The organism is Xanthomonas sp. NCPPB 1638 (assembly GCF_041475635.2).
Taxonomy (GTDB): domain Bacteria; phylum Pseudomonadota; class Gammaproteobacteria; order Xanthomonadales; family Xanthomonadaceae; genus Xanthomonas; species Xanthomonas cucurbitae.
The window spans coordinates 1,199,258-1,223,537 of record NZ_CM192984.1 but is presented as its reverse complement, the minus strand read 5'-3'; the positions used below and the strand labels follow the sequence as shown (position 1 = coordinate 1,223,537).

The 24,280-nt window shown below is 64.5% G+C and carries 17 protein-coding genes and 3 pseudogenes; 15 read left to right on the top strand and 5 right to left on the bottom strand.

Annotated features, from left to right (window positions below; all coding sequences use genetic code 11):
• Positions 1-18 precede the first annotated feature (18 nt).
• Entirely contained in the window at positions 19-1,068 is a 1,050-nt protein-coding gene (locus ACCQ13_RS05305) for an aldose epimerase family protein (RefSeq protein WP_159406771.1), read from the bottom strand.
• Positions 1,069-1,307: 239 nt separating this feature from the next.
• Here ACCQ13_RS05305 and ACCQ13_RS05300 point away from each other — a divergent pair, with 239 nt between their 5' ends.
• The 8 genes and pseudogenes from ACCQ13_RS05300 (at position 1,308) to ACCQ13_RS05265 (ending at position 11,482) form a co-directional block, all read left to right on the top strand.
• A complete protein-coding gene (locus tag ACCQ13_RS05300; protein WP_159406770.1) occupies positions 1,308-2,891 on the top strand; it encodes an alpha-N-arabinofuranosidase in 1,584 nt (527 codons plus the stop codon).
• A gap of 453 nt (positions 2,892-3,344) precedes the next feature.
• Positions 3,345-3,629 (top strand): hypothetical protein, encoded by a 285-nt coding sequence (locus tag ACCQ13_RS05295; RefSeq protein ID WP_104602219.1) that lies wholly within the window; start codon positions 3,345-3,347, stop codon positions 3,627-3,629.
• 152 nt (positions 3,630-3,781) lie between these two features.
• Positions 3,782-4,909, top strand: a complete 1,128-nt coding sequence (locus tag ACCQ13_RS05290; protein ID WP_159406769.1) for an efflux RND transporter periplasmic adaptor subunit — start codon at positions 3,782-3,784, stop codon at positions 4,907-4,909.
• A complete protein-coding gene (locus tag ACCQ13_RS05285) occupies positions 4,902-8,018 on the top strand; it encodes an efflux RND transporter permease subunit (RefSeq protein WP_159406768.1) in 3,117 nt (1,038 codons plus the stop codon). Before ACCQ13_RS05290 ends, ACCQ13_RS05285 begins: the two co-directional genes overlap by 8 nt.
• Positions 8,018-9,526, top strand: coding sequence for an efflux transporter outer membrane subunit (locus tag ACCQ13_RS05280; RefSeq protein WP_208800633.1), 1,509 nt, complete (start codon positions 8,018-8,020; stop codon positions 9,524-9,526). The genes ACCQ13_RS05285 and ACCQ13_RS05280 overlap by 1 nt, the downstream gene beginning before the upstream one ends.
• Before the next feature lie 74 nt (positions 9,527-9,600).
• Positions 9,601-9,762 (top strand): annotated as a pseudogene (locus ACCQ13_RS05275) (IS30 family transposase); the annotation flags it as partial.
• Between the two features lie 92 nt (positions 9,763-9,854).
• Positions 9,855-10,856 carry a sensor histidine kinase gene (locus ACCQ13_RS05270; RefSeq protein WP_372372404.1) on the top strand — a complete coding sequence of 334 codons (1,002 nt, stop codon included), beginning with the start codon at positions 9,855-9,857 and terminating at the stop codon, positions 10,854-10,856.
• Positions 10,853-11,482, top strand: a complete 630-nt coding sequence (locus tag ACCQ13_RS05265) for a response regulator transcription factor (RefSeq protein ID WP_159406765.1) — start codon at positions 10,853-10,855, stop codon at positions 11,480-11,482. The genes ACCQ13_RS05270 and ACCQ13_RS05265 overlap by 4 nt, the downstream gene beginning before the upstream one ends.
• 206 nt (positions 11,483-11,688) lie before the next feature.
• On the opposite strand, the gene ACCQ13_RS05260 is transcribed toward ACCQ13_RS05265, so the two are convergent.
• Together ACCQ13_RS05260 and ACCQ13_RS05255 are read right to left on the bottom strand one after the other, a co-directional pair.
• Entirely contained in the window at positions 11,689-12,057 is a 369-nt protein-coding gene (locus ACCQ13_RS05260; RefSeq protein WP_104602126.1) for a response regulator, read from the bottom strand.
• Complete coding sequence (locus ACCQ13_RS05255; protein WP_159406764.1) at positions 12,050-13,213, bottom strand: PAS domain S-box protein; 1,164 nt, start codon at positions 13,211-13,213, stop codon at positions 12,050-12,052. Before ACCQ13_RS05255 ends, ACCQ13_RS05260 begins: the two co-directional genes overlap by 8 nt.
• Before the next feature lie 156 nt (positions 13,214-13,369).
• On the opposite strand from ACCQ13_RS05255, the gene ACCQ13_RS05250 reads away from it, so the two are divergent.
• The 4 genes and pseudogenes from ACCQ13_RS05250 to ACCQ13_RS05235 form a co-directional block, all read left to right on the top strand.
• Complete coding sequence (locus tag ACCQ13_RS05250) at positions 13,370-16,540, top strand: response regulator (RefSeq protein ID WP_159406763.1); 3,171 nt, start codon at positions 13,370-13,372, stop codon at positions 16,538-16,540.
• Complete coding sequence (locus ACCQ13_RS05245) at positions 16,513-17,361, top strand: CheR family methyltransferase (protein ID WP_208800486.1); 849 nt, start codon at positions 16,513-16,515, stop codon at positions 17,359-17,361. The genes ACCQ13_RS05250 and ACCQ13_RS05245 overlap by 28 nt, the downstream gene beginning before the upstream one ends.
• Positions 17,358-17,942 (top strand): chemotaxis protein CheB, encoded by a 585-nt coding sequence (locus tag ACCQ13_RS05240; RefSeq protein WP_104602129.1) that lies wholly within the window; start codon positions 17,358-17,360, stop codon positions 17,940-17,942. The genes ACCQ13_RS05245 and ACCQ13_RS05240 overlap by 4 nt, the downstream gene beginning before the upstream one ends.
• Positions 17,939-18,265, top strand: a pseudogene (locus ACCQ13_RS05235) (response regulator); the annotation flags it as partial. The gene ACCQ13_RS05240 and the pseudogene ACCQ13_RS05235, both read left to right, overlap by 4 nt.
• Here ACCQ13_RS05235 and ACCQ13_RS05230 read toward each other — a convergent pair.
• A complete protein-coding gene (locus ACCQ13_RS05230) occupies positions 18,235-19,353 on the bottom strand; it encodes an ISL3 family transposase (RefSeq protein WP_159406850.1) in 1,119 nt (372 codons plus the stop codon). The pseudogene ACCQ13_RS05235 and the gene ACCQ13_RS05230 overlap by 31 nt on opposite strands.
• 243 nt (positions 19,354-19,596) lie before the next feature.
• Here ACCQ13_RS05230 and ACCQ13_RS05225 point away from each other — a divergent pair.
• The 3 genes and pseudogenes from ACCQ13_RS05225 to trxC form a co-directional block, all read left to right on the top strand.
• Positions 19,597-20,457 (top strand): annotated as a pseudogene (locus tag ACCQ13_RS05225) (sensor histidine kinase); the annotation flags it as partial.
• Positions 20,458-20,816: 359 nt separating this feature from the next.
• Entirely contained in the window at positions 20,817-21,182 is a 366-nt protein-coding gene (locus tag ACCQ13_RS05220; protein WP_104602131.1) for a DUF1428 domain-containing protein, read from the top strand.
• Between the two features lie 166 nt (positions 21,183-21,348).
• Positions 21,349-21,795: a thioredoxin TrxC gene (trxC, locus tag ACCQ13_RS05215; protein ID WP_104602132.1), complete on the top strand. Its 447-nt coding sequence runs from the start codon at positions 21,349-21,351 to the stop codon at positions 21,793-21,795.
• 59 nt (positions 21,796-21,854) lie between these two features.
• Here the strand turns inward: trxC and ACCQ13_RS05210 are convergent, their stop codons facing one another.
• Positions 21,855-24,221, bottom strand: a complete 2,367-nt coding sequence (locus tag ACCQ13_RS05210) for a TonB-dependent receptor (protein WP_104602133.1) — start codon at positions 24,219-24,221, stop codon at positions 21,855-21,857.
• Positions 24,222-24,280: the final 59 nt, after the last annotated feature.

The following is a 24,280-nucleotide window of genomic DNA, read 5'->3' as shown; positions in this document are numbered from 1 at the left end:
CGGGGGTAGACGCAGCCACTAGCCATCCAACGCAGCGCTGACCACCTCCCACGGCCGCTCCGGGCCCGGGTTGGCGAAGCGATAGGCGATGCGACGATGGTAGACCTCGCCCGGGCGCAGGATGGTCGACGGGAAGTGCGGCTGATTGGGCGCGTCAGGGTAATCCTGCGGCTCCAGGCAGATGCCGCGGCCCAACCCGGGGTGATGCGCGTCCAGATGCTGCCCTTCGTAAAGCTGCACCGCCGGCGCATCGCTGCTGATGCGCATCGCCACTCCGCTTTGCGGCGAGTACAGCTCGGCGACGCAGTGGGCGCCTTCCGCCAGTATCAGACATTGGTCATAACCCTGGCCCAGCACGATCTGCGGATGCGCCGGGTCGATCCGTTCGGCCAGCGCGGCAGGCGTGCGGAAGTCGAACGGTGTACCGGCCACTGCGGCAACCTCCCCGGTCGGAATCAATTCGGCATCCACCGGCAGATAGCGGTCCGCCGGCACCCGCAACACCTGCGATGCGGCACGCAGCTGCGGGTCGCCGGACAGGTTGAAATAGGGGTGATGGGTCAGGTTCAACGGCGTGGCGGCATCGCAGCGCGCCTCCAAGTCCAGCTGCAGGGTGTGGCCATGCAGCGCCAGCCGTGCACGCACCTGCAGGTTGCCGGGATAGCCTTCTTCACCGTCGGGCGAGTCGTAGCCCAGCAGCAGCTGGTCGGCGGTGTGCTCGAGCACGCTCCAGACCCGCCGCCCGAAACCGCGCAGGCCGCCGTGCAGGTGGTTGCGTCCCTCGTTGGCGGCCAGCGCATGGGTGACGCCATCGAGCGTGTAGCGCGCACCGGCGATGCGGTTGCCGAAGCGGCCGACCAGGATATTCAGGCTATCGCCATCGCCGGCATAGGCGGGCAGATCCGGCAGGTTCAACACCAGCGGCACCACGCCCTGTGCGGTCGTAAAACGCAGCGTGTGCAGGATGCCGCCATAGGTCAGCACCTCCGCTTCCAACCCGGCATCGCTGCGCAGGGTCAACGCGTGGACCTCGGTCCCGTCTGGCAACTGCCCGAACACTCGGTGCATGGATCGCTCCGCCGCTGATTGAAGTACGCGAGCATAGCCGCCCGGCGGCGGCGCCGGCCATGCACCCGCGCACATCCTGGCCGGCCGAACGATGCCCGGGCATGCATCGGCCTCTGCATGCGGCAGTGACGGCCGGTGCCACAGCGACAGACGGCCCCACACGCACTACCCTACTGTCGCGCCTGCCGCGACGAAGGCGCACGCCCTCGCCCACCGACCAGCACAGGAGCGCCCAGCCGATGCAGTGGATTTCCCTGGCGTTACAAACCTCCCGCAACAGGCTGCTGCCCACCGTGGTTGCGGCCAGCGTGGCGATCACCGTATTGGCGGCCTCTGCGGCCGAGGTCAAGGTGACTGGCACGCTGCGTGTGGACCAGCCGGGCGCGCAGGTGTCGCGCCAGGTGTTCGGGCAGTTTGCCGAACACCTGGGCACCGGCGTCTATGGCGGGGTGTGGGTGGGTGAGGAGTCCCCGATTCCCAATACCCGCGGGTATCGCAACGACGTGCTTGCGGCCTTGAAGGCCATCGCCGTGCCCAACATCCGCTGGCCGGGCGGCTGTTTTGCCGACGAATACCATTGGCGCGACGGCGTAGGCGCACCGGCCAGGCGCCCGATCCGCATCAACACCCACTGGGGCGGCGTGGAGGAATCCAACCGGTTCGGCACCCACGAGTTCATGGACTTCACCGAACTGGTCGGCACCCAGGCGTACATCGCCGGCAACGTGGGCAATGCGGCACCGGAGGAGATCGCGCAGTGGAGCGAGTACATGACCGCCCCCACCCGCTCCAGCCTGGCCAGCGAGCGCCGCGCCAATGGCCGCGATGCGCCCTGGCAGGTGCCTTACTTCGGTGTGGGCAACGAGCTGTGGGGCTGCGGCGGCAACATGCGGGTGGAATATGCGGCCGACGTGTACCGGCGCTACCAGACCTTCGTCAAGGTGCCGGCCAACCAGACGATCCTCAAGATCGCGCCCGGCCCGAACAACGACGATTACCACTGGACCGAGGTGATGATGCGCGAGGCCGGCAACTTGATGGATGGCCTGAGCCTGCATTACTACACCGTGCCCGGCGGCTGGCCGCCACGCGCCTCGTCCACCGATTTCGACGAGGCCGCATGGATCGACACGCTCTCGCGCACCCTGGTGATGGACGAGCTGATTACCAAGCACAGCGCCATCATGGACAAGTACGATCCGGGGAAGAAGGTTGCACTGGTAGTGGACGAATGGGGTACCTGGTACGCCGGCCTGCCTGGCGCGAACCCAGGCTTCCTGCATCAGCAGAACAGCCTGCGCGATGCATTGGTGGCCGCGCTGAATATCGACATCTTCAGCGCGCATGCCGAGCGCGTGCGCATGGCCAACATCGCGCAGATGGTCAACGTGCTGCAGGCGATGATCCTCACCGACGGCGACAAGATGGTGCTGACGCCGACCTACCACGTCTTCGCGCTGTACAAGCCCTACCAGGACGCCACGCAGCTACCGCTCGAACTGCGCACGCCCGAGTACCGCCACGGCAGCGTACACGTGCCGGCAGTGCACGGGTCGGCCGTTAAGGCCAAGGATGGGCATGTATATGTGGCGCTGACCAACCTGGATGCGGGCACAGCGGCTACCGTCAGCGTGAATGTGCAGGGATTGGCCGCACGCCGTGTCGAAGGACAGATCCTCACCGCCCCCGCGATGACTGCGCACAACACCTTTGCGCAGCCGCGCGCGGTGGAGCCAACCGCGTTCAAGGGGGCACGCCTGCAAGGCAAGGCGCTGACCGTGGCGCTACCCGCACGCTCGGTGGTGATGCTCAGGCTTGAGTGAGTCACTGCCTGCCAATCCCACAACGTCAGACGCGTTGTCGCCTTCATCGGCATTGAACCTGGGCCTCATCGTTTCCCGCGACTCCATCGCCGCGGGGGATGCGGCGCCTGGCGCGGCCAAGCCGAAGATATACCTTGGTATATCGCACAGGTCCTCATGCCTGCTGGCAAGCACATAGCCGCAATGGGAAAATTCACGCTGTCGTCGGCTTGAATCAACGCGACAACACGCGCTTGGCAGCCGCCCATCGTGCAGGGCGAGTGGTGACATGGTGATTGAACAGAACTGGATAGGAAGACGTTTATGGATCCCGACCCGAGCAGGCGCGCGTGCGCGCCCAACAGCCAGCCCGATCAGCCCATGAACGCAACGACGTATCGGGCGCTAGCCCCAAGGCTCTCGCACGCCTGAGCGCGTGAGAGACCTCCCGGCTGCGTGCCCATGGAGGATCTCATGCCATTTCTCTACAACCATCGCACTGATGCTCCGCAAGGCGCACTGCACGCCGCTGCCGCATCCCATGGTGCCGCCGCACTTCGCGTCCTGCTGACATCGGACGGCAATCGGGCAATCGCAGGGGCGCTGTCCACACTGTTCGCATCGGATCGCGGTGCCGATCTGTGCCACCTGCCTTGCGCCTCGCGCAACCGTTTGTGTGAGGCAGAGGGTCTTCCTGCACAGGAGCCCTTACCCACGCGATCGGCCGCAGCCGCCTCGCCGCTGTTCCTGCTTTGGTAGAGGGGCACGGAGAGCGAAGACGCCAACGGTTTCATCAGGGCATCCACGTCCGCCCTCTCCTGGTGCCAAGCCACGGCATCCCCCGTCCTCAGTTCGGAGCGCGGCGGTCAAGCCACGTCCATTCCACATCGATCCACGCCCTGGATGTTCCAATGAAAACCACCACCCTGATCGCGACCTTCCTTTGCGCCGCATTACTGACGGCGTGCAGCGACAAGCATCCTGACGCCGATGCCTCCAATGGTAACGTGGCAGAGGCTGGCGACCTTCAGCGCCAGGGTGCACTGGTGACAGTGCCGGCGGCGTCACCGCTGCGCAAGAGCCTGGTCGTCAGTCCGGTCGAGCAGCAGGCGTTCGCACAGACGATCGACGCGCCCGGAGTGATCCAGGCGGCACCCGAAAAGCTGGTGAAGATCACACCGCCGCTGACCGGCCGCATCGTGCGGCTGCACCACCAACTCGGCGATGCAGTCAGGGCTGGCGATGCACTGGTCACCATCGACTCACCCGACCTGGGTTCCGCCTACAGCGACCATAGTAAGGCGCAGGCAACGCTGACCCAGGCTCGCCAGGAGTTCGAGCGCCAAAAGGCGCTGCAGGACGAGGACATCTCGGCCAAGAAGGATTTCGAGGCCGCACAATTGGCATTGTTCGCAGCCGAAAGCGACGCGCGTGCGATCACCGATCGGCTGGCGCAACTCGGCGCCTCCGCTGGTGGCAACTCCCGACGCGAATACGTCATTCGCGCTCCCATCTCGGGACGGATCGTCGAAATGAACGGCGCGCTGGGCGGTTATTGGAACGAAAGCACTGCCTCCATCATGACCGTCGCAGATCTGTCCACTGTTTGGCTGTCGGCCAGCGTGCCGGAGAAGGACCTGTCGCAGATAGTCGTCGGCCAGGCCGCGCGCATCGTGCCCAACGCTTATGCCAATCAGGCATTCAACGGCAAGGTGCAGTACATCGGCGATTTTCTCGACCCCGACACGCGCACGGCATCTGTCCGCGTCGCCATCGACAACCGCGCGGGGCTGTTCAAGCCTGGCATGTTCGCCCGCGTCGGCTTCACCGGCGCCAGCCACCCGGCACTGCTCGCGCCCGCGAGCGCGCTATTGCAAAGCGGCCTCTATACGCGGGTCTTCGTCGAGCAGGCTCCGTTCCGATTCGAATCCCGTGTGGTCACTGTGGGTGTGACCGTCGGCAATCGCGTCGAGGTGCTGTCCGGGTTGAAGGCCGGTGAGCGTATCGTGACCAAGGGCGGAGTGCTGCTCAATGATTGATGCCATTGTCAGCACCTGCTTCCAGCGCCGCGGCATCGCCTGGCTGATCTTTGTCTTTGTTGCGTTGTACGGTGCATGGAGCTGGAAACAGCTTCCGGTCGAAGCCTACCCAGACATCGCCGACGTGACCTCGCAGATCGTCACCCAGGTGCCCGGTCTCGGCGCCGAGGAGGTCGAGCAGCAGATCACCATCCCGCTGGAACGTGTTTTGCTCGGTACGCCAGGCATGCACGTGCTGCGCTCGCGTAGCCTGTTTGCGTTGTCGCTCATCACCGTTGTCTTCGAGGACGGCACCGATGGCTATTTCGCCCGCCAGCGGTTGCAGGAACGGTTGAACGAGGTCTCGCTGCCTTACGGCGCCATGCCTGGCCTGGATCCTTACACCTCGCCGACCGGCGAGATCTACCGCTATACGCTGGAGTCCACATCACGAAGCCTGCGCGAACTGTCCGAACTGCAGTTCTGGACCGTCATTCCCCGCATCCGGAAGGCGCCGGGGGTGGTGGACGTGAGCAATTTTGGCGGTCTGACGACGCAGTTCATGCTCGAACTCGAACCCGAGCGGCTCCGCCAGTACGACCTGTCGCTGCAGAACGTCAAGGACGCGATCAACGCCAACAACGCCAACGGCGGCGGCAGCGTCGTCGATCGGGGCGAGCAGAGTTACGTGGTGCGCGGCGTCGGGTTGCTGCGCTCGCTCGAGGACATGGGCAGCGTCGTCGTCAAGACCAAGAACGGCCTGCCCGTGCTGGTCAAGGATCTGGGTACGCTCACCTATGGCAACGTCGAACGCCGCGGTGTTCTCGGCAAGGACGACAACCCCGACACGATCGAAGGCATCACCCTGCTACTGAAGGACTACAACACGTCGCAGGCGCTCGCCGGTATCCATGAGGCCGTGCAAGACCTCAACGACAACCTGCTACCGAAGGATGTCAAGGTCGTCCCCTATCTCGACCGCACCTCGCTGATCGACGCCACCTTGCATACCGTGAGCTTTACGCTCGCCGAAGGCATGGTCCTGGTCAGCCTCGTACTGCTGTTGTTCCTCGGCAGCCCGCGTGCAGCAGCGATCGTCGCATTGACGATTCCGTTGTCGCTGCTGATCGCGTTCGTGTTCATGCACCACTTCAAGATTCCTGCAAATCTGCTGTCGCTCGGCGCCATCGACTTCGGCATCCTGGTGGACGGCGCCGTCGTGCTGGTCGAGAACATTCTGCGCAAGCGCGAGGAGAACGAGGACCGCCCCCTGCAGGCGCAGGACGCGATCCAGGCGACCTTGCAGGTGGCCAGGCCGATCTTCTTCGGCATGGCCGTGATCGTCTGCGCGTACCTGCCGCTGTTCGCCTTCCAGCGCATCGAATACAAGCTATTTTCGCCGATGGCGTATGCGGTCGGCGCGGCACTCGCTGGCGCATTGATCGTGGCGCTCACGCTGATCCCGGCGCTGGCCTGGCTGGCATTTCGCAAGCCGCGCAAGGTGTTCCACAACCCGGTGATCGACGCGCTATCGCTGCGCTATGCCGGCTTCCTGGAGCGCACCTTGGGCAAGACGCGATGGCTCCTGGTCACCTGCGTGACCGCCGTGTTCGGACTGATCGTGCTGTTCTCCACTATCGGGCGCGACTTCCTGCCGTATCTGGACGAAGGCTCGCTGTGGCTGCAAGTGCAGATGCCGCCGGGCATCACGCTGGACAAGGCGTCGGCGATGGCGAACGCGCTGCGGCGAGTCACGCTGAGGTTCCCGGAAGTGTCCTACATGGTGACCCAGACCGGCCGCAACGACGATGGCACGGATTATTGGACGCCCTCGCACATCGAGGTGAGCATCGGACTGCATCCGTACAAGGAATGGAAATCCGGCCTGACCAAACAGCAGTTGATCGCCAAACTGGCCGAGCGCTACGCGCAGATGCCCGGTTACACGATCGGCTTCATGCAGCCAATGATCGACGGCGTGCAGGACAAACTCTCGGGCGCCCATAGCGACCTCACGGTGAAGGTCTTCGGCGACGACTTGACTGACGTCCGCGGCATCGCCAACCGGCTGGCAGGCGTTCTCAAGCACGTGCCCGGTTCGGCCGATGTTGCGGTGGACGTGGAGCCCCCGCTGCCCAACCTGAAGATCGAACTCGACCGCGCCGCGGCGGCCCGGCACGGCATCAATGCAGCCGATGTCGCGGACTTGATCGCCACCGGCATCGGCGGCACACCGATCGGCCACCTCTACGTCGGCGAAAAGAGCTACGACATGACCGTACGCTTTCCAGAAAAGTACCGATTCAGTCCGGATGTGATCGGCAACCTCACGCTGAAGGCGCCCACCGGCGAGCGGGTTCCGCTGTCGGACGTGGCACGCATCAGCACGGTCTCCGGTGAAAGCGTGATCGTGCGAGAGATGGCGCAGCGAAACATCATCGTGCGCCTCAACGTGCGCGACCGGGACCTGGCAAGCTTCCTGAGCGACGCGCATGCCGCCGTCGCGCGCAACGTCCAGTTCGACCACAAGCGCATCCAGATCAAGTGGGGCGGCCAATTCGAGAACCTGGAGCGGGCCGAGGCACGACTGGCGCTGATCCTGCCGATGACGCTGGGGATCATGTTCCTGCTGCTGTTCGGCGAGTTCCGCAACCTGCATCAGCCCTTGCTCGTGCTGGTTGCGGTACCACTGGCGATGCTCGGCGGATTGGCCGCGCTGCATCTGCGTGGCATGACGCTCAACGTGTCCAGCGCAGTTGGATTCATCGCGCTGTTCGGCGTGGCCGTGCTCAACGGCGTGCTGATGATCGCGCAGATCAACCGGCTGCGCCACGAGGAAGGCAAGTGCCTGCGCGACGCCGTACTCGAAGGCGCACGCAGCCGCATGCGCCCGGTATTGATGACCGCGACGGTGGCCGCGCTTGGCCTCACGCCGGCCATGCTTGCCACGGGACTGGGCAGCGACGTGCAGCGACCGCTCGCCACCGTCGTCGTGGGCGGCCTGCTGACCGCCACCGCCCTGACCCTGGTGCTGTTGCCCGCGCTCTACCACCTGATCGAAGACCGCATCGCGCGGCGCAACGCCAAGACCGCCGCCCTGATCGCATCCGAACAAGGAGCGCAACGATGATCCGCACGGTTCGTTGCACCACGCTGGCGTTGCTGCTGGCGACGACGGCAGGCTGCGCCGTCGGGCCGGACTTCCAGCGTCCGGCGACCCCGGTCACGCATTCCTACGTCGCCGGGACGCTACCCGAGCAAACCGCCTCGGTATCCGGCCTCGCCAGCGAGGCGCAACGCTTCGCGCATGGCCAGGAGGTGCAGACACAGTGGTGGAAAGCCTTTGGCTCCCCAGAACTCGATGCGCTGGTCGCTGCCGCGCTGCAGGCCAATCCCGACCTGAAGGCAGCCGAAGCCGCACTGCGTGCCGCGCGCGAGACGGCGGCCGCGCAGCGGGGCGCCTTCTGGCCCAGCGTCGATGCCGGCGTCAATGCAACGAGGCAGCAGACACCGGGGCCGCTGGCGGGACCGCTGGTGGACGCGAACGTCACGCTCTACACACTGCATACCGCGCAGCTGAGCATCGGCTACGTGCCAGACGTGTTCGGCGGCAACAGGCGGCAGGCCGAAGCGCTCTCCGCCGAGGTGGACGTGCAGCGCTTCCAGCGCGAAGCTGTCTACATGACGCTGGTTTCCAACGTTGTCAACGCGGCGATCGAGGAAGCTTCGTTGCGCGCGCAGATCGCCGCGACGCACGACCTCATCGGCCTGGCAACGCGACTGCTGGACATGTCGCGTCGTGAACAACAGGCCGGCCAGATCGGTGGCGCCGACGTCGCCGCACAGGAGGCGGCACTAGCGCAAGCACAAGCCGCTTTGCCGCCGCTGGAGAAGCGACTGGCCGGGCAGCACAACCAGCTCGCCGTACTGGCCGGACGGCTGCCCAGCGAGCAGGCCACCCAGCATTTCGAGCTAGCCTCACTCTCCCTTCCGTCAGAACTGCCAGTCAGCTTACCGTCCCGCTTGGTCGAGCAACGGCCAGACATCCGTGCGGCCGAAGCGCAGTTGCACGCGGCCAGCGCGCAGATCGGTGTCGCCACGGCCGCGCGGTTGCCCAACCTCACGCTGACGGCCACGTTGGGAAGCTCGGCACTCAATGTCTCGCAGCTCTTTCGCAGCGGTAGCGGGCTCTGGTCGGTTGGCGAGGATCTGCTGCAACCGATCTTCCAGGGCGGAACGCTGATGCACCAGCAACGCGCGGCTGAGGCGACCTATGACCAAGCGGCGGCGCAGTACCGCAGCACGGTCTTGACCGCGTTCCAGAACAGCGCAGACGCTTTGCAGGCCATCGTCAGCGACGCAGACACCTTGCGTGCTGCCAGCGCCTCCGACGCCGCGGCGAAAAAGAGCCTGGCAATGGCCCGTCGTCAACATGCGCTGGGAGCAACGACACAGGCGGAAGTGATCCTTGCCCAACAAACCTGTCAGCAAACCGCACTGACATTCGTCCAGGCCCAGGCCAGTCGCTACACCAACACCGTAGCGCTGTACGTGGCGCTTGGGGGATGGTGGCAGGAGCCGGAAGCCACCGACAGACAAATCAACGCAGATCACCTCGCACGGCCTACCGGCGACTGACTCGCGGATGCCCCGGCTTGCCGGCGATCAGAGGCAAGGCATCAACCAAGGCTTCGACCACCAGTGAAGCATGCCAGCGCTTGCCTAGACAGACCGATTTCAGCACCATGACCGACGCCCCGCTGGGCTGGATCCAATAGCGGCCTGACAAGCGTCCGCGCAAGAGATGCAGATTCACAACACCCCTCGAAGTCTTCTGCGAGGAAATCCCTAACAGCGCTGCGACTCAGAGTTGAATCCGCCAGGGTATTCCATGCACGCCGATCACACGCAGCCGCCCTCGCCACGAGACCATCGCATTCTGAAAATTGCGTTGATCGCCGTCGTCATGGCGGCCATCTTCGTGGCAGACACCACCACGCGATACGAGGTCGCGGTGGCCGTGTTCTACACGGTGGTCATCTTTGTCTCGGCACGCACCCTACGTCGTCGAGGGTTGATTGCACTGGCTGCTGCGTGCATCGTGATGACGACAACCAGCTTCGCTCTGACACCGCACGGGAATCTGGAGGCGGGCCTGATTAATATGAGCATCAGCATCGCGGCGATTGTGATGATCTCCATCTTGATCCTGAAGGCGGACGCTGCGCGAACGGCGGCGCACGAGGCGCAGGCGCACTTGATGCGGATCGCGCGCGCCAAGAGTCTGGAAGGGCTGACCACTTCCATCGCGCATGAAGTCAATCAACCACTCGCGGCCATCGTGACCAGTGGCAATGCCTGTCAGCGCTGGCTGGCGCAGGAGCCACCGAATCTCGACAAGGCACGCCAGGCACTTGACCGAATACTGGGCGACGCCGGCCGTGCAAGCAGCATCATTGCCCGCGTACGCAGCCTCACCCGTGGGGAGCCTCCACGCAGGAGCACGTTCGATTTCAACGAGGCCATTGTCGAGATCATCGCCCTGTCTCAGGCCGAAATGGTGCGCACTGGCATTCACCTGACGACCGAGCTAAGTCCCGACCTACCTCCCGCGTTGGCCGATCGGATTCAGATACAGCAAGTAATCGGCAACTTGCTATTGAACGCCATCGAGGCATTGGCCTCAGTCCCTGAGCCAACGCGAAGCATGCGGATCACGTCGGAGACCAAGGAAGGCGCCATCGTATTCAGCGTTTTTGATTCCGGCACGGGCATCCCAACTGGGGTGCACGAGCACTTGTTCGAAGCCTTCTGGACCACAAAGCAAGAAGGCATCGGGATCGGCCTAAGTATCAGCAGAGCGATTGTCGAATCCAATGACGGGCAAATATGGGCCGAGCCAAATGTGGGCAGCGGTGCAGTCTTTCGATTCAGCGTGCCGGGAACTTCGCAGGAGAAGCACCTATGACGAAGCAGTCGACAATTGCATCGGACACTCCGACTGTCTATATCGTTGACGACGATATCTCAGTCCGCGCAGCACTCGAAGATTTGTTGGCCTCGGTCGGGCTGAGGGCGCTGACCTTCAGCTCGACCAAGGATATTCTGGCGTACACGATGGAGGATGTGCCGGGGTGCCTTGTTCTGGATGTCCGCATGCCGGAACAGAGCGGCATGGACTTCCATCGAAAAATGGCCACCCTGGGAATGACGCTTCCGGTCGTGTTCATCACAGGCCACGGCGACATTGCCATGGGGGTCGAGGCCATGAAAAATGGTGCGATCGAGTTCCTGACAAAGCCCTTCAAGGATCAGGCATTGCTCGACGCGATTCATAACGGCATCGACAAGGATCGTGAGCGACGCAGGATCGCAGCGCTTGCATCCGAGCTTCAAGCAAGATGGGCGTCGCTGACGACCGGCGAGCAGGATGTGACGCGCTTGGTCGTACAGGGCCTTTTGAACAAGCAGATCGCATCACGGTTGAATATTAGCGAGATTACCGTAAAGGTTCGACGAGGGCACGCCATGCGCAAGATGCAGGCAAGGTCGTTGGCAGAACTGGTGAGGATGACCGAGAAGTTGGCAATCTAGCGGATGAGGGCACCCGCGGGCGAACGCGCTACCGCGATCACAGGTCATCGGGGGCGGTAGTTTTCGGCCGTACCGTCAGGACGCTACCCTGGACGCACAAGGACGGCGCCATGTTGGCAGGGCACAGCGAATATCGTAAACCGGTGGCGCTTGAGAGGGCGATACACAGTCGCCAGGCGCCGGCGACAGAGAGTCTTCATCCAGTGTCAGGCGTTAGCCGCAACACCTTTCAACAGGTCGATGAGCTGGCGCAGGCGATACGGCTTGGGCAGGAAATCGACCCGCGCCGGCAAAGGCGGCAGTTGTGCCTTCGCAAAGCCCGAGGCCAGGATCACGCGTGCCTGCGGCAACAGCTGTGCCACTTGCTCGCTCAATTCGATGCCCGACATGCCGTTGGGCATGCGGACGTCGCTAAACACCACATCGTAGGGTCCGTGCTCGCGCAGCATGCGCAACGCAGCATGACCATCGTCGGCGGTATCGACGGTGATGCCTGCATCGCGCAGCGCTTCGCCGATCAACTCGCGCAGTTCTTCCTGGTCTTCCACCATCAGCAGGCGTAGGGATTCAGTCATGCTTGGCCTCCTCGACGGCCGGAAGAAACAGGGTCACTGTGGTCCCGCCTCCCGGTGCGGTCTGAATCTGCGCAAATCCACCGGACTGGGATGCAAAGCCGAACACCTGGCTCAAACCCAGGCCGGCGCCTTTGCCCACGTCCTTGGTGGTGAAGAATGGTTCGCTGGCGCACTGTGCCACATGCTGCGGCATGCCCGGGCCGTCGTCGCGCACTGCGATGCCAACATAGCAACGCGCCACGCCATGTGGATCCGATGGCGCCACGCGCCACTGCACGGCCGTCTCCAATGTAATGGTGCCGCCGCCAGGCATCGCATCGCAGCTGTTGAACACCAGGTTGAGCAGCGCCGATGCCAGTTGGCTGACATCAACGCAGATCTCAGGCACTGCATCGGACAGCGCCAACGTCAGGCCGGTTCCAGCCGGACACGCACGACGCAACAGTTCCAGCGTCCGCGTCACCACCACGTTGGCCGCCTGTCGTTCGGGTACCAGGTGTTGGCCGCGTGCAAAGCACAACAGCTGCCGCGTCAGCAGCGTGCCACGATCCACCGCCGTCTGCGCCGCCTCCACCAGCATGCGCGTGCGCGCATCATCGCCGGTACGCAGCGCAATCAATTCCAGGCTGGTCATCATCACCGTGAGCAGGTTGTTGAAGTCGTGCGCGATGCCCAGCGTCAGCCTGCCCAACGCCTCGGTCTTGTGCAACTGCGACAGTGCCTGCTGCGCTTGTTGCAACAGACAGTGCGCTTGGTGGCGTTCGGTGACGTCGCGTGTGATCTTGGCAAAGCCGACCAGCACGCCGAACTCCTGCACCGGTTCGATCACCACGCTGGCCCAGAAACGGCTGCCATCCTTGCGCAAACGCCAGCCCTCTGCGGCCAGTCGCCCCTGCTGCTGGGCAAGCTCGAGATTGCGCATGAGCTCGTCGCGCTGCACGTCTTCAGGCAGATAGAAGCGCGAAACGTGCAATCCCAGTACTTCGTCGGCGCAATAGCCATGGATGCGCTCGCCGCCAGGATTCCAGCTGCGCACATGCCCCGCAATATCGAGCATGTAGATGGCAGAATCGGAAACGCTCTGCACCAACAGCTGGCACTGCCGGCTGTCGCACGACAGTGGCCCTGCGTCCTCGATGGCCGTCCCCGCATCCACCTGGCACTGTCCCCCGGGAAAACGCGCGACCTTAGTGACATATACGTGAAGATTGCGTGCAAGCCGACACGACAGGAAACACCTTGAAAATGCGGCAGATGGGTGCACGAACCTTATCGGCTACCATGACCACCCTCCCCGTTTGGTCCTTGCCTCATGCAGAACATCTCGACCCCACGCGACCGCTGGATCTGGGTGATCGCAGGGGCCTTGATGGCCGGAACCCTGAGCGCAGAATTGGTGACGCCGCTCGGCTATGCAGTCTGGCTGACCTACTTCGTGGCCGTCGGCGTCACCGTATTCCAGAACCGCCAGCAGGCCCCCATCGTGGTCGGCGTACTGTCGTGCGTACTGCTGGCAACCGGCTTTCATCTGGCTCCGCCCAGCACCAACTCGAGTTTCTCTTCAATCAATCGCAGCATCGGCGGCGTGTCGTTCCTGGCGATGGCGTTTGTGGTGATGCAGGCGATTCGCGCCCGCCGCCAGGCCGAAGTGGCCTTGTGGCTGCAGCAGGCAGAAAACACCGTGGAAGCCAGCCTGCGTGGCGAACAGAGCCCGCAAGAGCTCGCCGATGCCGCCATGCGCGCGCTGTGCGACGTGCTGGATGCGCAGGTCGGCGCGCTGTATCGCATCGAAGGCGATCGCCTGCGCCTGACCGGCGGTGCCGCGCTGCCGGTGGACATGCCGTCCTCGCTGCCAACCAATGCCGGCCAATGGGGTGAAGTCCTGCAACGGGCGGCGGTGCGCCGGGTGCGCGGCGTGGAGGCCGGGCATCTGCAGATCGTCTCCGGCCTGGGACAGAGCGCCTGCCAGGAACTGTTGCTGGCACCGGTCACCGCCGATGGCCGGGTGATCGGCCTGCTGGAGCTGGGCCGTGTCAGTGATGCGCGCCCGGCCGCCATGCGCGAGGAAGATCTGCTGACACGCTGTGGCGAAAACATCGGCCTGGCCTTGCGCACCGCGCTGCTGCGCGCACAGTTGATGGCCCTGCTGGAAGAAACCCAGCGCCAGAGCGAGGAACTGCAGACGCAGCAGGAAGAATTGCGCGTTGCCAATGAAGAACTGGAAGAACAGAGCCGCAGCCTGCAGCAGTCGCAGAGCGATCTGGAGCAGCAGCAGGCCGAGCTGGAACAGACCAACGTGCAGCTGGAAGAGCGCACCCAGGCACTGGAAGCGCAGAAGCAGGCCTTGCTGGTGGCGCAAGGCCAACTGGTGCGTAATGGCAACGCATTGGCGACCGCATCGCGCTACAAGTCCGAGTTCCTGGCCAATATGTCGCACGAACTGCGCACCCCGCTCAACAGCGCGCTGATCCTGGCCAAGCTGCTGGCCGACAACAAGGACGGCACGCTCAGCGCCGAACAGGTGAAGTACGCGCAGGCGATTCTGTCTTCCAACAACGACCTGCTGGCGCTGATCAACGACATCCTGGATCTGTCCAAGATCGAGGCCGGGCATGTGGAGCTGGCCGATGAAACCATCGACACCGGCAGCATCGTGCAGCGGCTGCGCGACACCTTCGAACCGCTGGCGCGGCAGAAGGGACTGACGCTGGAGATTGGCGCCGAGATCGGCGCCCCCAGCCACCTGGTGGTCGACAACCAGCGCCTGCAGCAAATCCTCAAGAACCTGCTCGCCAATGCGGTCAAGTTCACCGAGCACGGCACGGTGCGTCTGTCGATCCAGGCGCATCCGCCCGGGCGGGTGCTGTTCAAGGTGGAAGACACCGGCATCGGCATTGCACGCGAGCAGACCGAAGTGATCTTCGAAGCCTTCCGGCAGGCCGATGGCAGTACGCGGCGGCGCTACGGTGGCACTGGTTTGGGTCTGTCGATCTCGCGCGATCTGGCGCAACGCATGGGCGGTGGCATCGGTGTGGACAGCGAGCCGGGACGCGGCAGCTGTTTCACGCTGGAGCTGCCCACCGACGGTGCGCCTGCCGAGAGCGTTGCCGCCCCGCAGATCGACGCTGTTACGGCTGGGCCAGCAGTTGCGGCGGAGTCCGCACAACGCCCACACGCAGGCGTGATCGCTCCCACACGGCGTGGCGCTGCCAGCACTGCCATCTCGTCCGTGCTGCCGTTACCGATTCCCGCCGCCAGCGCCGCGCCGCTGCAGCCTGCTCAGGACGATCGCGATCAACGGCTGCGGCCGGGCCGCCTGATCCTGGCAGTGGAAGACGACACCCGCTTTGCGCAGGCGCTGGTGGATCTGGCGCATGAACTGGATTTCGACTGCGTGGTGGCGCCCAGTGCCGAAGAGGCGCTACGCCTGGCCACCGAACTGCGCCCCAGCGGCATCCTGCTGGATATCGGCCTGCCGGATGCCTCTGGCCTGAGCGTGCTCGAACGCCTCAAGCGCGACCCGGCCACCCGCCATATCCCGGTGCATGTGGTGTCCGCCCTGGAACGCAGCCAGATTGCGCTGGAACTGGGCGCGGTGGGCTACCTGATAAAGCCGGCCACGCGCGAATTGCTGGCCGGTGCGATCCGCCAGCTGGAAGAAACCAACGAACGTGCAGTGCGACGCTTACTGATCGTCGAAGACGACAGCGCCTTGCGTGCCAATCTCCAACTGCTGCTGGCGCGCGACCAATTGGAGATCGTGGCCGTGGGTACGATTGCCCAAGCGATGGAGCAACTGGCAAGCTCCACCTTCGACTGCATGGTCACCGACCTGGCCTTGCCCGACGGCAGTGGCTACGACCTGCTCGAACGCATGGCCGGCAACGATGCAGTGGCCTTCCCACCGGTGATCGTCTACACCGGCCGCGCGTTGACGCGCGACGAAGAGCAGCGCCTGCGCCGTTATTCCAAGAGCATCATCATCAAGGGCGTGCGTTCGCCCGAGCGGCTGCTCGACGAAGTGACACTGTTCCTGCACAGCGTGGAAGCCTCGCTGCCCAGCGACCAGCAACGCCTGCTGCGCGAAGCGCGTCGCCGCGATGCGGTGCTCGACGGTGCCACCGTGCTGCTGGCCGAAGACGATGTGCGCAACATCTTCGCGTTGTCCAGCGTGCTCGAACCGCTGGGCGTGACGCTGGAAATCGCCCGCAATGGGCGCGAAGCACTGGAACGCCTGGCAACACGCGACGTGGACCTGGTGCTGATGGACATCATGATGCCGGAGATGGATGGCCTGACCGCGATGCGCCAGATCCGCGCCAATCGGCAATGGCAGGATCTGCCCATCATCGCGCTCACTGCCAAAGCCATGGCCGACGACCGCGAACACTGTCTGGAAGCCGGTGCCAACGACTACATCGCCAAGCCCATCGACGTGGACAAGCTGGTGTCGCTGTGCCGGGTCTGGTGCTCGCGGCAATGAATCCGGTGGAACTGTTCGACCTGGAGCTGCGGGTGCTGCTGGAGGCGGTTTACCAGCGCTACCACTACGATTTCCGCGATTACGCGATGTCCTCGCTGCGGCGGCGCATGCGCCATGCAATGGCACGCTTCGAGTGCGCGCGGGTGGCCGATCTGCAGCACCGCCTGCTGCACGAGCCGGACACCTTCGCACAGGCGATGCAGTTCTTCACTGTGCAGGTGTCGGAGATGTTCCGCGACCCGGCGTACTTCCGGGTGCTGCGCGAGCATGCGTTGCCGGTGTTGCGCACCTATCCTTCGATCAAGCTGTGGGTGGCCGGCTGCAGTACCGGCGAGGAAGTCTGGTCACTGGCAATCCTGCTGCACGAAGAAGGCATGCTGGAAAAAGCGGTGATCTACGCCACCGATATCAATCCCGAGGCGCTTGGCATGGCCGAAGCCGGTGCCTACGGCATCGACCGCATAGCGCAGTTCAGCCGCAACTACCTGGATGCCGGCGGCCTGGGCTCGCTGTCGGATTACTACACCACCGCCTACGACGGTGCGGTGTTCGACCGTCGTCTGAGGCGCAACATCGTGTTCGCCGATCACAGCCTGGCGACCGATACGGTCTTCTCGGAGGTGCATCTGGTGTCGTGCCGTAACGTACTGATCTATTTCAACCGCAGCCTGCAGGACCGCGCGGTGGGCCTGTTCTTCGAGGCACTGGTGCACCGCGGGTTCCTGGGTCTGGGCAGCAAGGAATCGCTGCAGTTCGGTGCGCATGCAAGGGCGTTCGAGCCCTGTGCGCGCGAACAACGCCTGTATCGGAAGGCCGCATGAGCGCCCGGCCCGGGCACCTGCGATTCGATGCGATGGTGATCGGCGCGTCGGCTGGCGGCGTGTCTGCATTGCAGGCATTGTTGTCCAGCCTGCCGGCGACGCTGCCGATGCCGGTACTGGTGGTACTGCACCTGCCGCGCGACCGCGCCAGTCACTTGGCCGAACTGATGGATGCGCGCTGCGTGCTGCCGGTGCGCGAGGCCGAAGACAAGCAGCCGTTGCTGGCAGGCACCGTCACCATCGCTCCGCCCGATTACCACCTGCTGGTGGAAAGCGGCACCAGCCTGGCGCTGTCGATGGATGCACCGGTGCTGTTTTCGCGCCCGGCGATCGACCCGCTGTTCGAATCGGCCGCCGATGTGTTTGCCGAGCGCCTGCTGGCGATCCTGCTCACTGGCGCCAGTAGCGATGGCAGCGCCGGCGTGGCGGCCGTGCGCGCCGCTGGCGGCACGGCCTGGATCCAGCTGCCCGACGATGCGGCCTCCCCTTTGATGCCCGCCTCTGCGCTCGCCCACGCCGGCGCCGATGCGGTGCTCACCCTGCAGGCGATCTGCAGCGAACTGGAAACCTTTCACCCATGAATCTCATCGCGACCGGCCCTGCTGCACCGGGCGAGGAACCCGCCAAGATCCTGATCGTGGACGATGTGCCGCAGAACCTGGTGGCGATGGAAGCGCTGCTGCAACGCGGCGGCATCGAAGTACTGTGTGCCGCCTCCGGTGCGCAGGCGCTGGAGCTGCTGCTCGAACACGACGTGGCGCTGGCCCTGCTCGATGTGCATATGCCGGAAATGGATGGCTTCTCGTTGGCCGAGCTGATGCGCGGCTCACAGCGTACCCGGCATGTGCCGATCATTTTCCGGGTCTTCGCGGATCACTGTGGGTGCAATCGAGCATTTTCGGGTAGCGCGGGCAGGAAGCTGGCGATGATCTTGAGCCTCAGGAACTCCTCGTCGCGATAGCCGTAGGCGCTGCGCTGGATGACCCGGATCTTGTTGTTGAGCCCTTCCACCAGGCCGAGGCTGACCTTGTTCTCCGGCCTGCAGTACGCCGCGATGCCGTCCCAGTGCCGCTCGATCATCCCCACGAACGTCTGGTAGGGCGCAAGCCGCTGCCAGCGCAGACTCTGCTTCCAGCGCTCGAAGAACTCCCGTGCACCTCGCTCGGTGCGGTAGCTCCACAGCTGCCCGAAGGACTCTTTCAGCAGGTACGCCGTGTTCAGACGTTTGTTGGTCGCCAGCAACTTGGCGAGCGCCTTTCGACCGTCCAGGGTAAGGTTTTCGCGATTGCTCAGCAGGGTGTAACGCTGGCCCTTGATGTAACTGCGATCCTGGCCTTGAAGGCGCTTGTACTCGTCGCGCCGCACCTGATCGAGCGCGTCGGACAGGTGGCGCATGATGTGGAATTTGTCGAACACGATGCTGGCGTTGGGCGCGTTCTTGCCCACCGAGTTGCGAAACGGCCGCCACATGTCCATCACCGCCACGTCGATGCCGGCGCTACGTTTTGGGCCCAATTCGGCGAAGAACTGGTCGATGTCCGCCTCGGTGCGCCCACTGCCGCCGAACCAGATCGGTCGGCCGCGCTCCAGATCGCTGACCACAACGCGGTAGTCATGGCCCTTGTGGATCGCGATCTCGTCGATGCCGATGGCGCGCGGCGCCGGCGTCCCCGCCCGGCGCACCTGCTCGGCCATGTACAGCTTGGACAGCTCCTTGACCGTGCTGTCGTGCAGGCGCTCCAGCTCAGCCACGGCCTTGTGCGTCATGCTTCGGCACAGATTGCCCACATGTAGGGCGAATCGCTCGGTGTAGCGCGGATTCTTGGCCAGCCAGTCCAGCCGCTCTACGTGCACGCCGCCGCACCCCGGGCAATCGACCCGCCAGCGCTCGAACTCCACGAACAGCATCCAGCCGGCCGCCCGCAAGTCGCGGGCGCGGCACAGGCGCTTGTCGTAGCGGCTGCGACACCGATGGCCACAGTTGGAACACACGGCCGTTTTTTTCGGCGCCGCAAGGTCACGATCCGCGCCTTCGGGGCGCCGAACACGCCCTTGAGCGTGGACTCCGCCGCGAAGCCAGGGAAGGAAAACAACTCACTCAGCCGACGGCCCGTTTTCATGCAGAACACCGCGTCAAGAAGTCAGCACAGGATGTACCACCTTCTGGGACGGTGGAAAGGGCCTGTTTCCAAGGCTCAACGCAGATTCAGGGGCCTCAAGGCACCCACACGAATCCGCGATGAGCCCATTTTCCTGACCGCTTCACCGAACGACCCGATGCGCGCTTTCCAGGGCTACGAGACCGGGGCAGTGGATTTCCTGCACAAGCCCATCGAGCCGCAAGTGATCCTGAGCAAGGTCAACGTGTTCATCGAGTTGTATCAGCAGCGACGCCTGCTCAAGGCACGCAACGCCTCGCTGGAACGCGCGCTCACGCTCAACGAAACCATGATGGCGGTACTCACCCACGACCTGCGCACGCCGCTGTCGGTGATCCTGTTGTGCACCGACAAGCTCAGTCTGGACGTGGAGGCCGACAGCTCGGCGGCACGCACGCTCGACCATCTTGAAAGCAGCGCGCGCCGCATGGCGCGCATGGTCGAACAGTTACTGGATTTTTCGCGCCTGCGCACCGACGGCTTACCGATGCAGTTCGGCCCCTGCAATTTCGGCGAGGTGGCGCATGGCGTGGTCGGCGAAGTGGCGCAGGCCAATCCGCATACCACCATCGACCTGCGCACCGAGGGCGACCTGCAAGGCGATGGCGACGGCGATCGGTTGGCACAGGTGGTGTCCAACCTGGTCGGCAATGCCGTGCTGCATGGCGGCCAGCATCCGGTGCAGGTGCATCTGGACGGGCGCGAGGCCGACACGCTGCGGCTGTCGGTACGCAATGCCGGGCATCTCCCGGACAGCCTGATGCCGCGCCTGTTCGAGCCATTCAAGGCGAGCTTTCACGCCAGCCAGGGTCTGGGGCTGGGTCTGTTCATTGCCGACCAGTTCGTCAAGGCGCACGGCGGTACCTTGCAGGCCCGCAACGAAGGCGACGAGGTGGTGTTCGAAGCCCGGCTGCGCCGCCACAACCTGGCCGCCTGACCGCCGCGCGGGTTCCGGTGCCCGCACCTCACAGTGGGCACCGACCGCATTCTGCAGGGGCAGCCACCCACCGATGGAGGTCCTGCCCGAGCAGCGAAGTTTGGGGGCTGCCATCGGCCAAACCCAGCCAGCGCCAGCCATCCGCAGCCGTGCGAGCAAGCCCGACCGGCGTTGCCAGCGGCATACAGCGCGTGACAGCCAACTCAAGCAGTGCCGACCGGCCGCAGGCACCGTATGCTCGTGCGGCAAGTGCGCTGGATGCACGCTCCTGCCCGCACTGCGTCCCACGTTCTTGGTCGCACTAACATCCCTTGCTCATCCTCGGGTGCACGCCATGCACCCTGTCTGCGGAGGTGGTTATGTCGTATATCGATGGGTTTGTGCTTGCCGTGCCGACGGCCAACAAGGACGCCTTCATCGCGCACGCCCGCATGGGCGATGCGCTCATCATGGAATATGGCGCGCTGCGCGTGGTGGAGTGCTGGGGCGATGATGTCCAGCACGGGCAATGGACCGACTTCTATCGCGCGATCCAGGCCACCGAGGACGAGACCGTGGTGTTTTCCTGGATCGAATGGCCGGACAAGGCCACCCGCGACGAAGGCATGCGCAAGATGATGGAGGACCCGCGCATGGACCCGTCGGTCAACCCGATGCCCTTCGACGGCAAGCGCATGATCTACGGCGGCTTCGTTCCGACCGTGGTGCTGGGGCAGTCGGCCTGAGCACGCGGCGTGGGCTCCAGCCGCAGTGCACCATGCAGTACGGTGCGGCTGGGGGCATGACGCCGCCGTCGCGCGTCGTGGTGGCTACACTGGCGGCCTGTCGCCGCGTTCGCCGCCACGGTGGCGCAACCAGGCGAGCGCCCTGCCCGACCACCGGAGACCCTGCATGACCGACGCCCCGCTGCTGATTGCCTGCCCGAGCTGCGCGTCAATGAACCGCATTGCGCGGGCGCGTCTGCACGATGCGCCCAACTGCGGCCACTGCCATCGCCCGTTGTTTCTCGGTGCGCCGGTGGCCTTGTCAGGCGTCGATTTCGACAAGCACGCCGTGCGCAGCCAGCTGCCACTGGTGGTGGATTTCTGGGCGCCGTGGTGCGGGCCATGCCTGAGCATGGCACCGCAATTCGCCGCGGCCGCAGTGACGCTGGAGCCGCAGGTGCGGCTGGCCAAGGTGGACACCGACCTGCATCCGGCGCTGGGCACGCGCTTTGGCATTCGCAGCATTCCCACCCTGCTGGTGCTGCGCGGCGGGCACGAGATCGGCCGGCATTCCGGCGCAGTGAGCAGCGCGCAGATAGTCAGCTGGGTGCGTTCAGTCCTGAGCCAACGCTGACCTGAAAAGAACCAGCGGCGCCTCCACGCCGCTGGCTTTGCTGGTGCAACAGGCAGGGGTTACTGCCAGTTGACGTTGACTGACACGCCCACGATGCGCGGTTCGTTATAGACCGCCGCCATGTAGTTTTCGATCACACCCTTGACGTTCTTTTCGTTGGTGATGTTGCGCGCGAATGCCGCCACTTCCCACGCTCCGTAGCCGCCGGTATAGCCCAGCTTGAGGCCGCCTTCGAAATTGCCGTCGGCGCGGAACTCGGTGGAGTCGTACAGCACGAAGCTGGTCTCGCCCTGCCTGTTCCAGTCGGTGGACACGAAGAACGCACCGTCGTTGCCCACCGGAATATCGTAGCGCGCGGCCAGGTTGAGGTTGTACTTGGGCGCATTGGGCAACGGGTTGCCGTCGATCTGCGCAAAGGTGTTGGCACCCACGCGGATGGTGGGGTCGTTGACCGTGCACACCACCACGCCATTGAGCGCGCACGCCTGCGCAAACACGCGCGTGTCGTTGATTTCGCTATGCAGCAGGCTCAGGCCGGCGGTGAGCGACAGGTTGGAGATCGGGCGCCAGTCCAGATCCGCTTCCAGGCCGTAGGCCTTGGCCTTGTCGGCGTTGAAAAGCACGCCGTTGCCGTCCGAATCGTTGCCGTTGAGCTGGATGTCATCCACGGTGTAGGTGAAGCCGCTGACATTCAAACGCAGGCGATTGTCGAACAGGCTGCTCTTGATGCCGGCTTCCCAGGACAGGATGGTTTCCGAATCGGCGGTGGTGAAATCCGAATTGAATACCGCGCTGCGGCCCTGGATGGTAGGGCCGCGGAAGCCGCGCGCAACGCGTGCATACACACTCAGCTCCGGGTTGAACGCATACATGGCGCTGAGGTCCCAGCTAGGCTGGGTGTCGGACAGGCGCACGTCGCGACGGCCGCGGTAGGTCACCACGCCGGCGGCGGTGTCGGCGCTCTTGAGCAGGCGGGTTTCCTTGCTGTCCTTGGTCTGGCGGATGCCGGCGGTCAGCGTCAGTGCGTCGGTGGCCTTGTAGCTGAGCTGGCCGAAGCCGGCCCACGAGGTGTTGGTATTGCGCAGGCGCACCCAGTTGTTGGGATTGCGCGCGGCGGTCTGCAGGAAATACGCACGCTGATAGAAATCGGTGGTGTCGCGGCCGTCGAAGTAGAACGCGCCTACCTGCCATTGCAGCGCCTGGTCGCCTTGGCTGGCCAGACGCAGTTCCTGGGTGTACTGGTCCAGGTCGCGGATCTGGCCCATCGACTGACCGAACCCGTTCGGCACGCAATTGACCGGGAAGTTGGCCGCCGCACCGCCATCGGTGTCGCCACGGCTGTAGCCGGAGGTGGTTTCGTAGGCGGTGATCGAGGTCAGCGACACGCCGCCGAAGTCGTAGATCGCCTTAAGTGAGCCGCCGTCGGTCTGGTACGCCTGCGGATTGTCGTGCGCTTCATCGTAGGCCACCCGATCGCGCGGCACGTCCACGGTGTCGCTGCCACGGGTGACCGCATTGCGCAGGAACAGCGTGGAGGTACCGTCGTAGTCCCGCGTATGCACCGAGCCCAGCACCGAAAACGCCTCGTTGGGCTTCAACAGCACTTGCAGGCGCGCGTTGCGGTCGTTGTAGCCGCCCATCGCGTCCTTGCGCGGGGTGCGCGTGCCGTCGGCGCTGCTGCCGGCGAAGGTGTTGTCCACCCAGTCGTCGCGATGCTGGTACAACGCCGAGACGCGGAACGACAGCACATCGTTGATAGGCCCGCCGAAGCCGCCATCCAGCGACACCGTGTTGTAGCTGCCGTAACTGGCATCGAGGCGGCCGGTATAGGTGTCGCTGGGCTTGACGGTGTCGAACTTGACGATGCCGGCGGTGGTGTTGCGGCCGAACAGGGTGCCCTGCGGGCCGCGTAGCACTTCGACCTGGTCCACGTCGTAGACCGGGTTGGACTTGAGCACCACATGCTCCAGCACCACGTCGTCCTGGATGATGGACACCGGCTGCGAGGCACCAAGATAGAAGTCGATGTTGCCCAGGCCACGGATGTAGAAGCGCGGGAAGATGCGCCCGGTGGTGGTCTCGGCATAGAAGCCCGGCACGCGGCCGGACAGCGCCAGCAAGGTGTCGTCGCCACCGGCGGTGTACTGGCGCATGGCCGCGCCCTGCACCACACCCACCGAGATCGGCACCTCCTGCAGGTTCTGCTCGCGGTGCTCGGCGGTGACGGTCACCGCATCCAGCGCCGTCGGGCTGCCCTCACCCTGGCTTGCCGGTGTTTGCTGCGCCGATGCGGCGGCCGCCATCGAAGCCAGCAGCAGGCCGGCGCAGGCGCGTGCCAGCGGCGTGCGCTGCACTACGGTGCGGCAGCGCACGGCATGCGAGGTAGCGGGCGTCAGCGACGGCGAGACAGGCGAGTACAGCGGCATGCGGGTGAGTCCTTGGATGAGTGAGGCGAGAATGAGTCCGTTCGGCATGGGCATGCCGG

What these genes read in the sequence shown, in the direction of transcription:
- ACCQ13_RS05305 (WP_159406771.1), bottom strand. Translation starts at nt 1,068, where the DNA reads ATGCACCGAGTGTTCGGGCAGTTGCCAGACGGGACCGAGGTCCACGCG.
- ACCQ13_RS05300 (WP_159406770.1), top strand. Translation starts at nt 1,308, where the DNA reads ATGCAGTGGATTTCCCTGGCGTTACAAACCTCCCGCAACAGGCTGCTG.
- ACCQ13_RS05295 (WP_104602219.1), top strand. Translation starts at nt 3,345, where the DNA reads ATGCCATTTCTCTACAACCATCGCACTGATGCTCCGCAAGGCGCACTG.
- ACCQ13_RS05290 (WP_159406769.1), top strand. Translation starts at nt 3,782, where the DNA reads ATGAAAACCACCACCCTGATCGCGACCTTCCTTTGCGCCGCATTACTG.
- ACCQ13_RS05285 (WP_159406768.1), top strand. Translation starts at nt 4,902, where the DNA reads ATGATTGATGCCATTGTCAGCACCTGCTTCCAGCGCCGCGGCATCGCC.
- ACCQ13_RS05270 (WP_372372404.1), top strand. Translation starts at nt 9,855, where the DNA reads ATGGCGGCCATCTTCGTGGCAGACACCACCACGCGATACGAGGTCGCG.
- ACCQ13_RS05265 (WP_159406765.1), top strand. Translation starts at nt 10,853, where the DNA reads ATGACGAAGCAGTCGACAATTGCATCGGACACTCCGACTGTCTATATC.
- ACCQ13_RS05260 (WP_104602126.1), bottom strand. Translation starts at nt 12,057, where the DNA reads ATGACTGAATCCCTACGCCTGCTGATGGTGGAAGACCAGGAAGAACTG.
- ACCQ13_RS05250 (WP_159406763.1), top strand. Translation starts at nt 13,370, where the DNA reads ATGCAGAACATCTCGACCCCACGCGACCGCTGGATCTGGGTGATCGCA.
- ACCQ13_RS05240 (WP_104602129.1), top strand. Translation starts at nt 17,358, where the DNA reads ATGAGCGCCCGGCCCGGGCACCTGCGATTCGATGCGATGGTGATCGGC.
- ACCQ13_RS05220 (WP_104602131.1), top strand. Translation starts at nt 20,817, where the DNA reads ATGTCGTATATCGATGGGTTTGTGCTTGCCGTGCCGACGGCCAACAAG.
- trxC (WP_104602132.1), top strand. Translation starts at nt 21,349, where the DNA reads ATGACCGACGCCCCGCTGCTGATTGCCTGCCCGAGCTGCGCGTCAATG.
- ACCQ13_RS05210 (WP_104602133.1), bottom strand. Translation starts at nt 24,221, where the DNA reads ATGCCGCTGTACTCGCCTGTCTCGCCGTCGCTGACGCCCGCTACCTCG.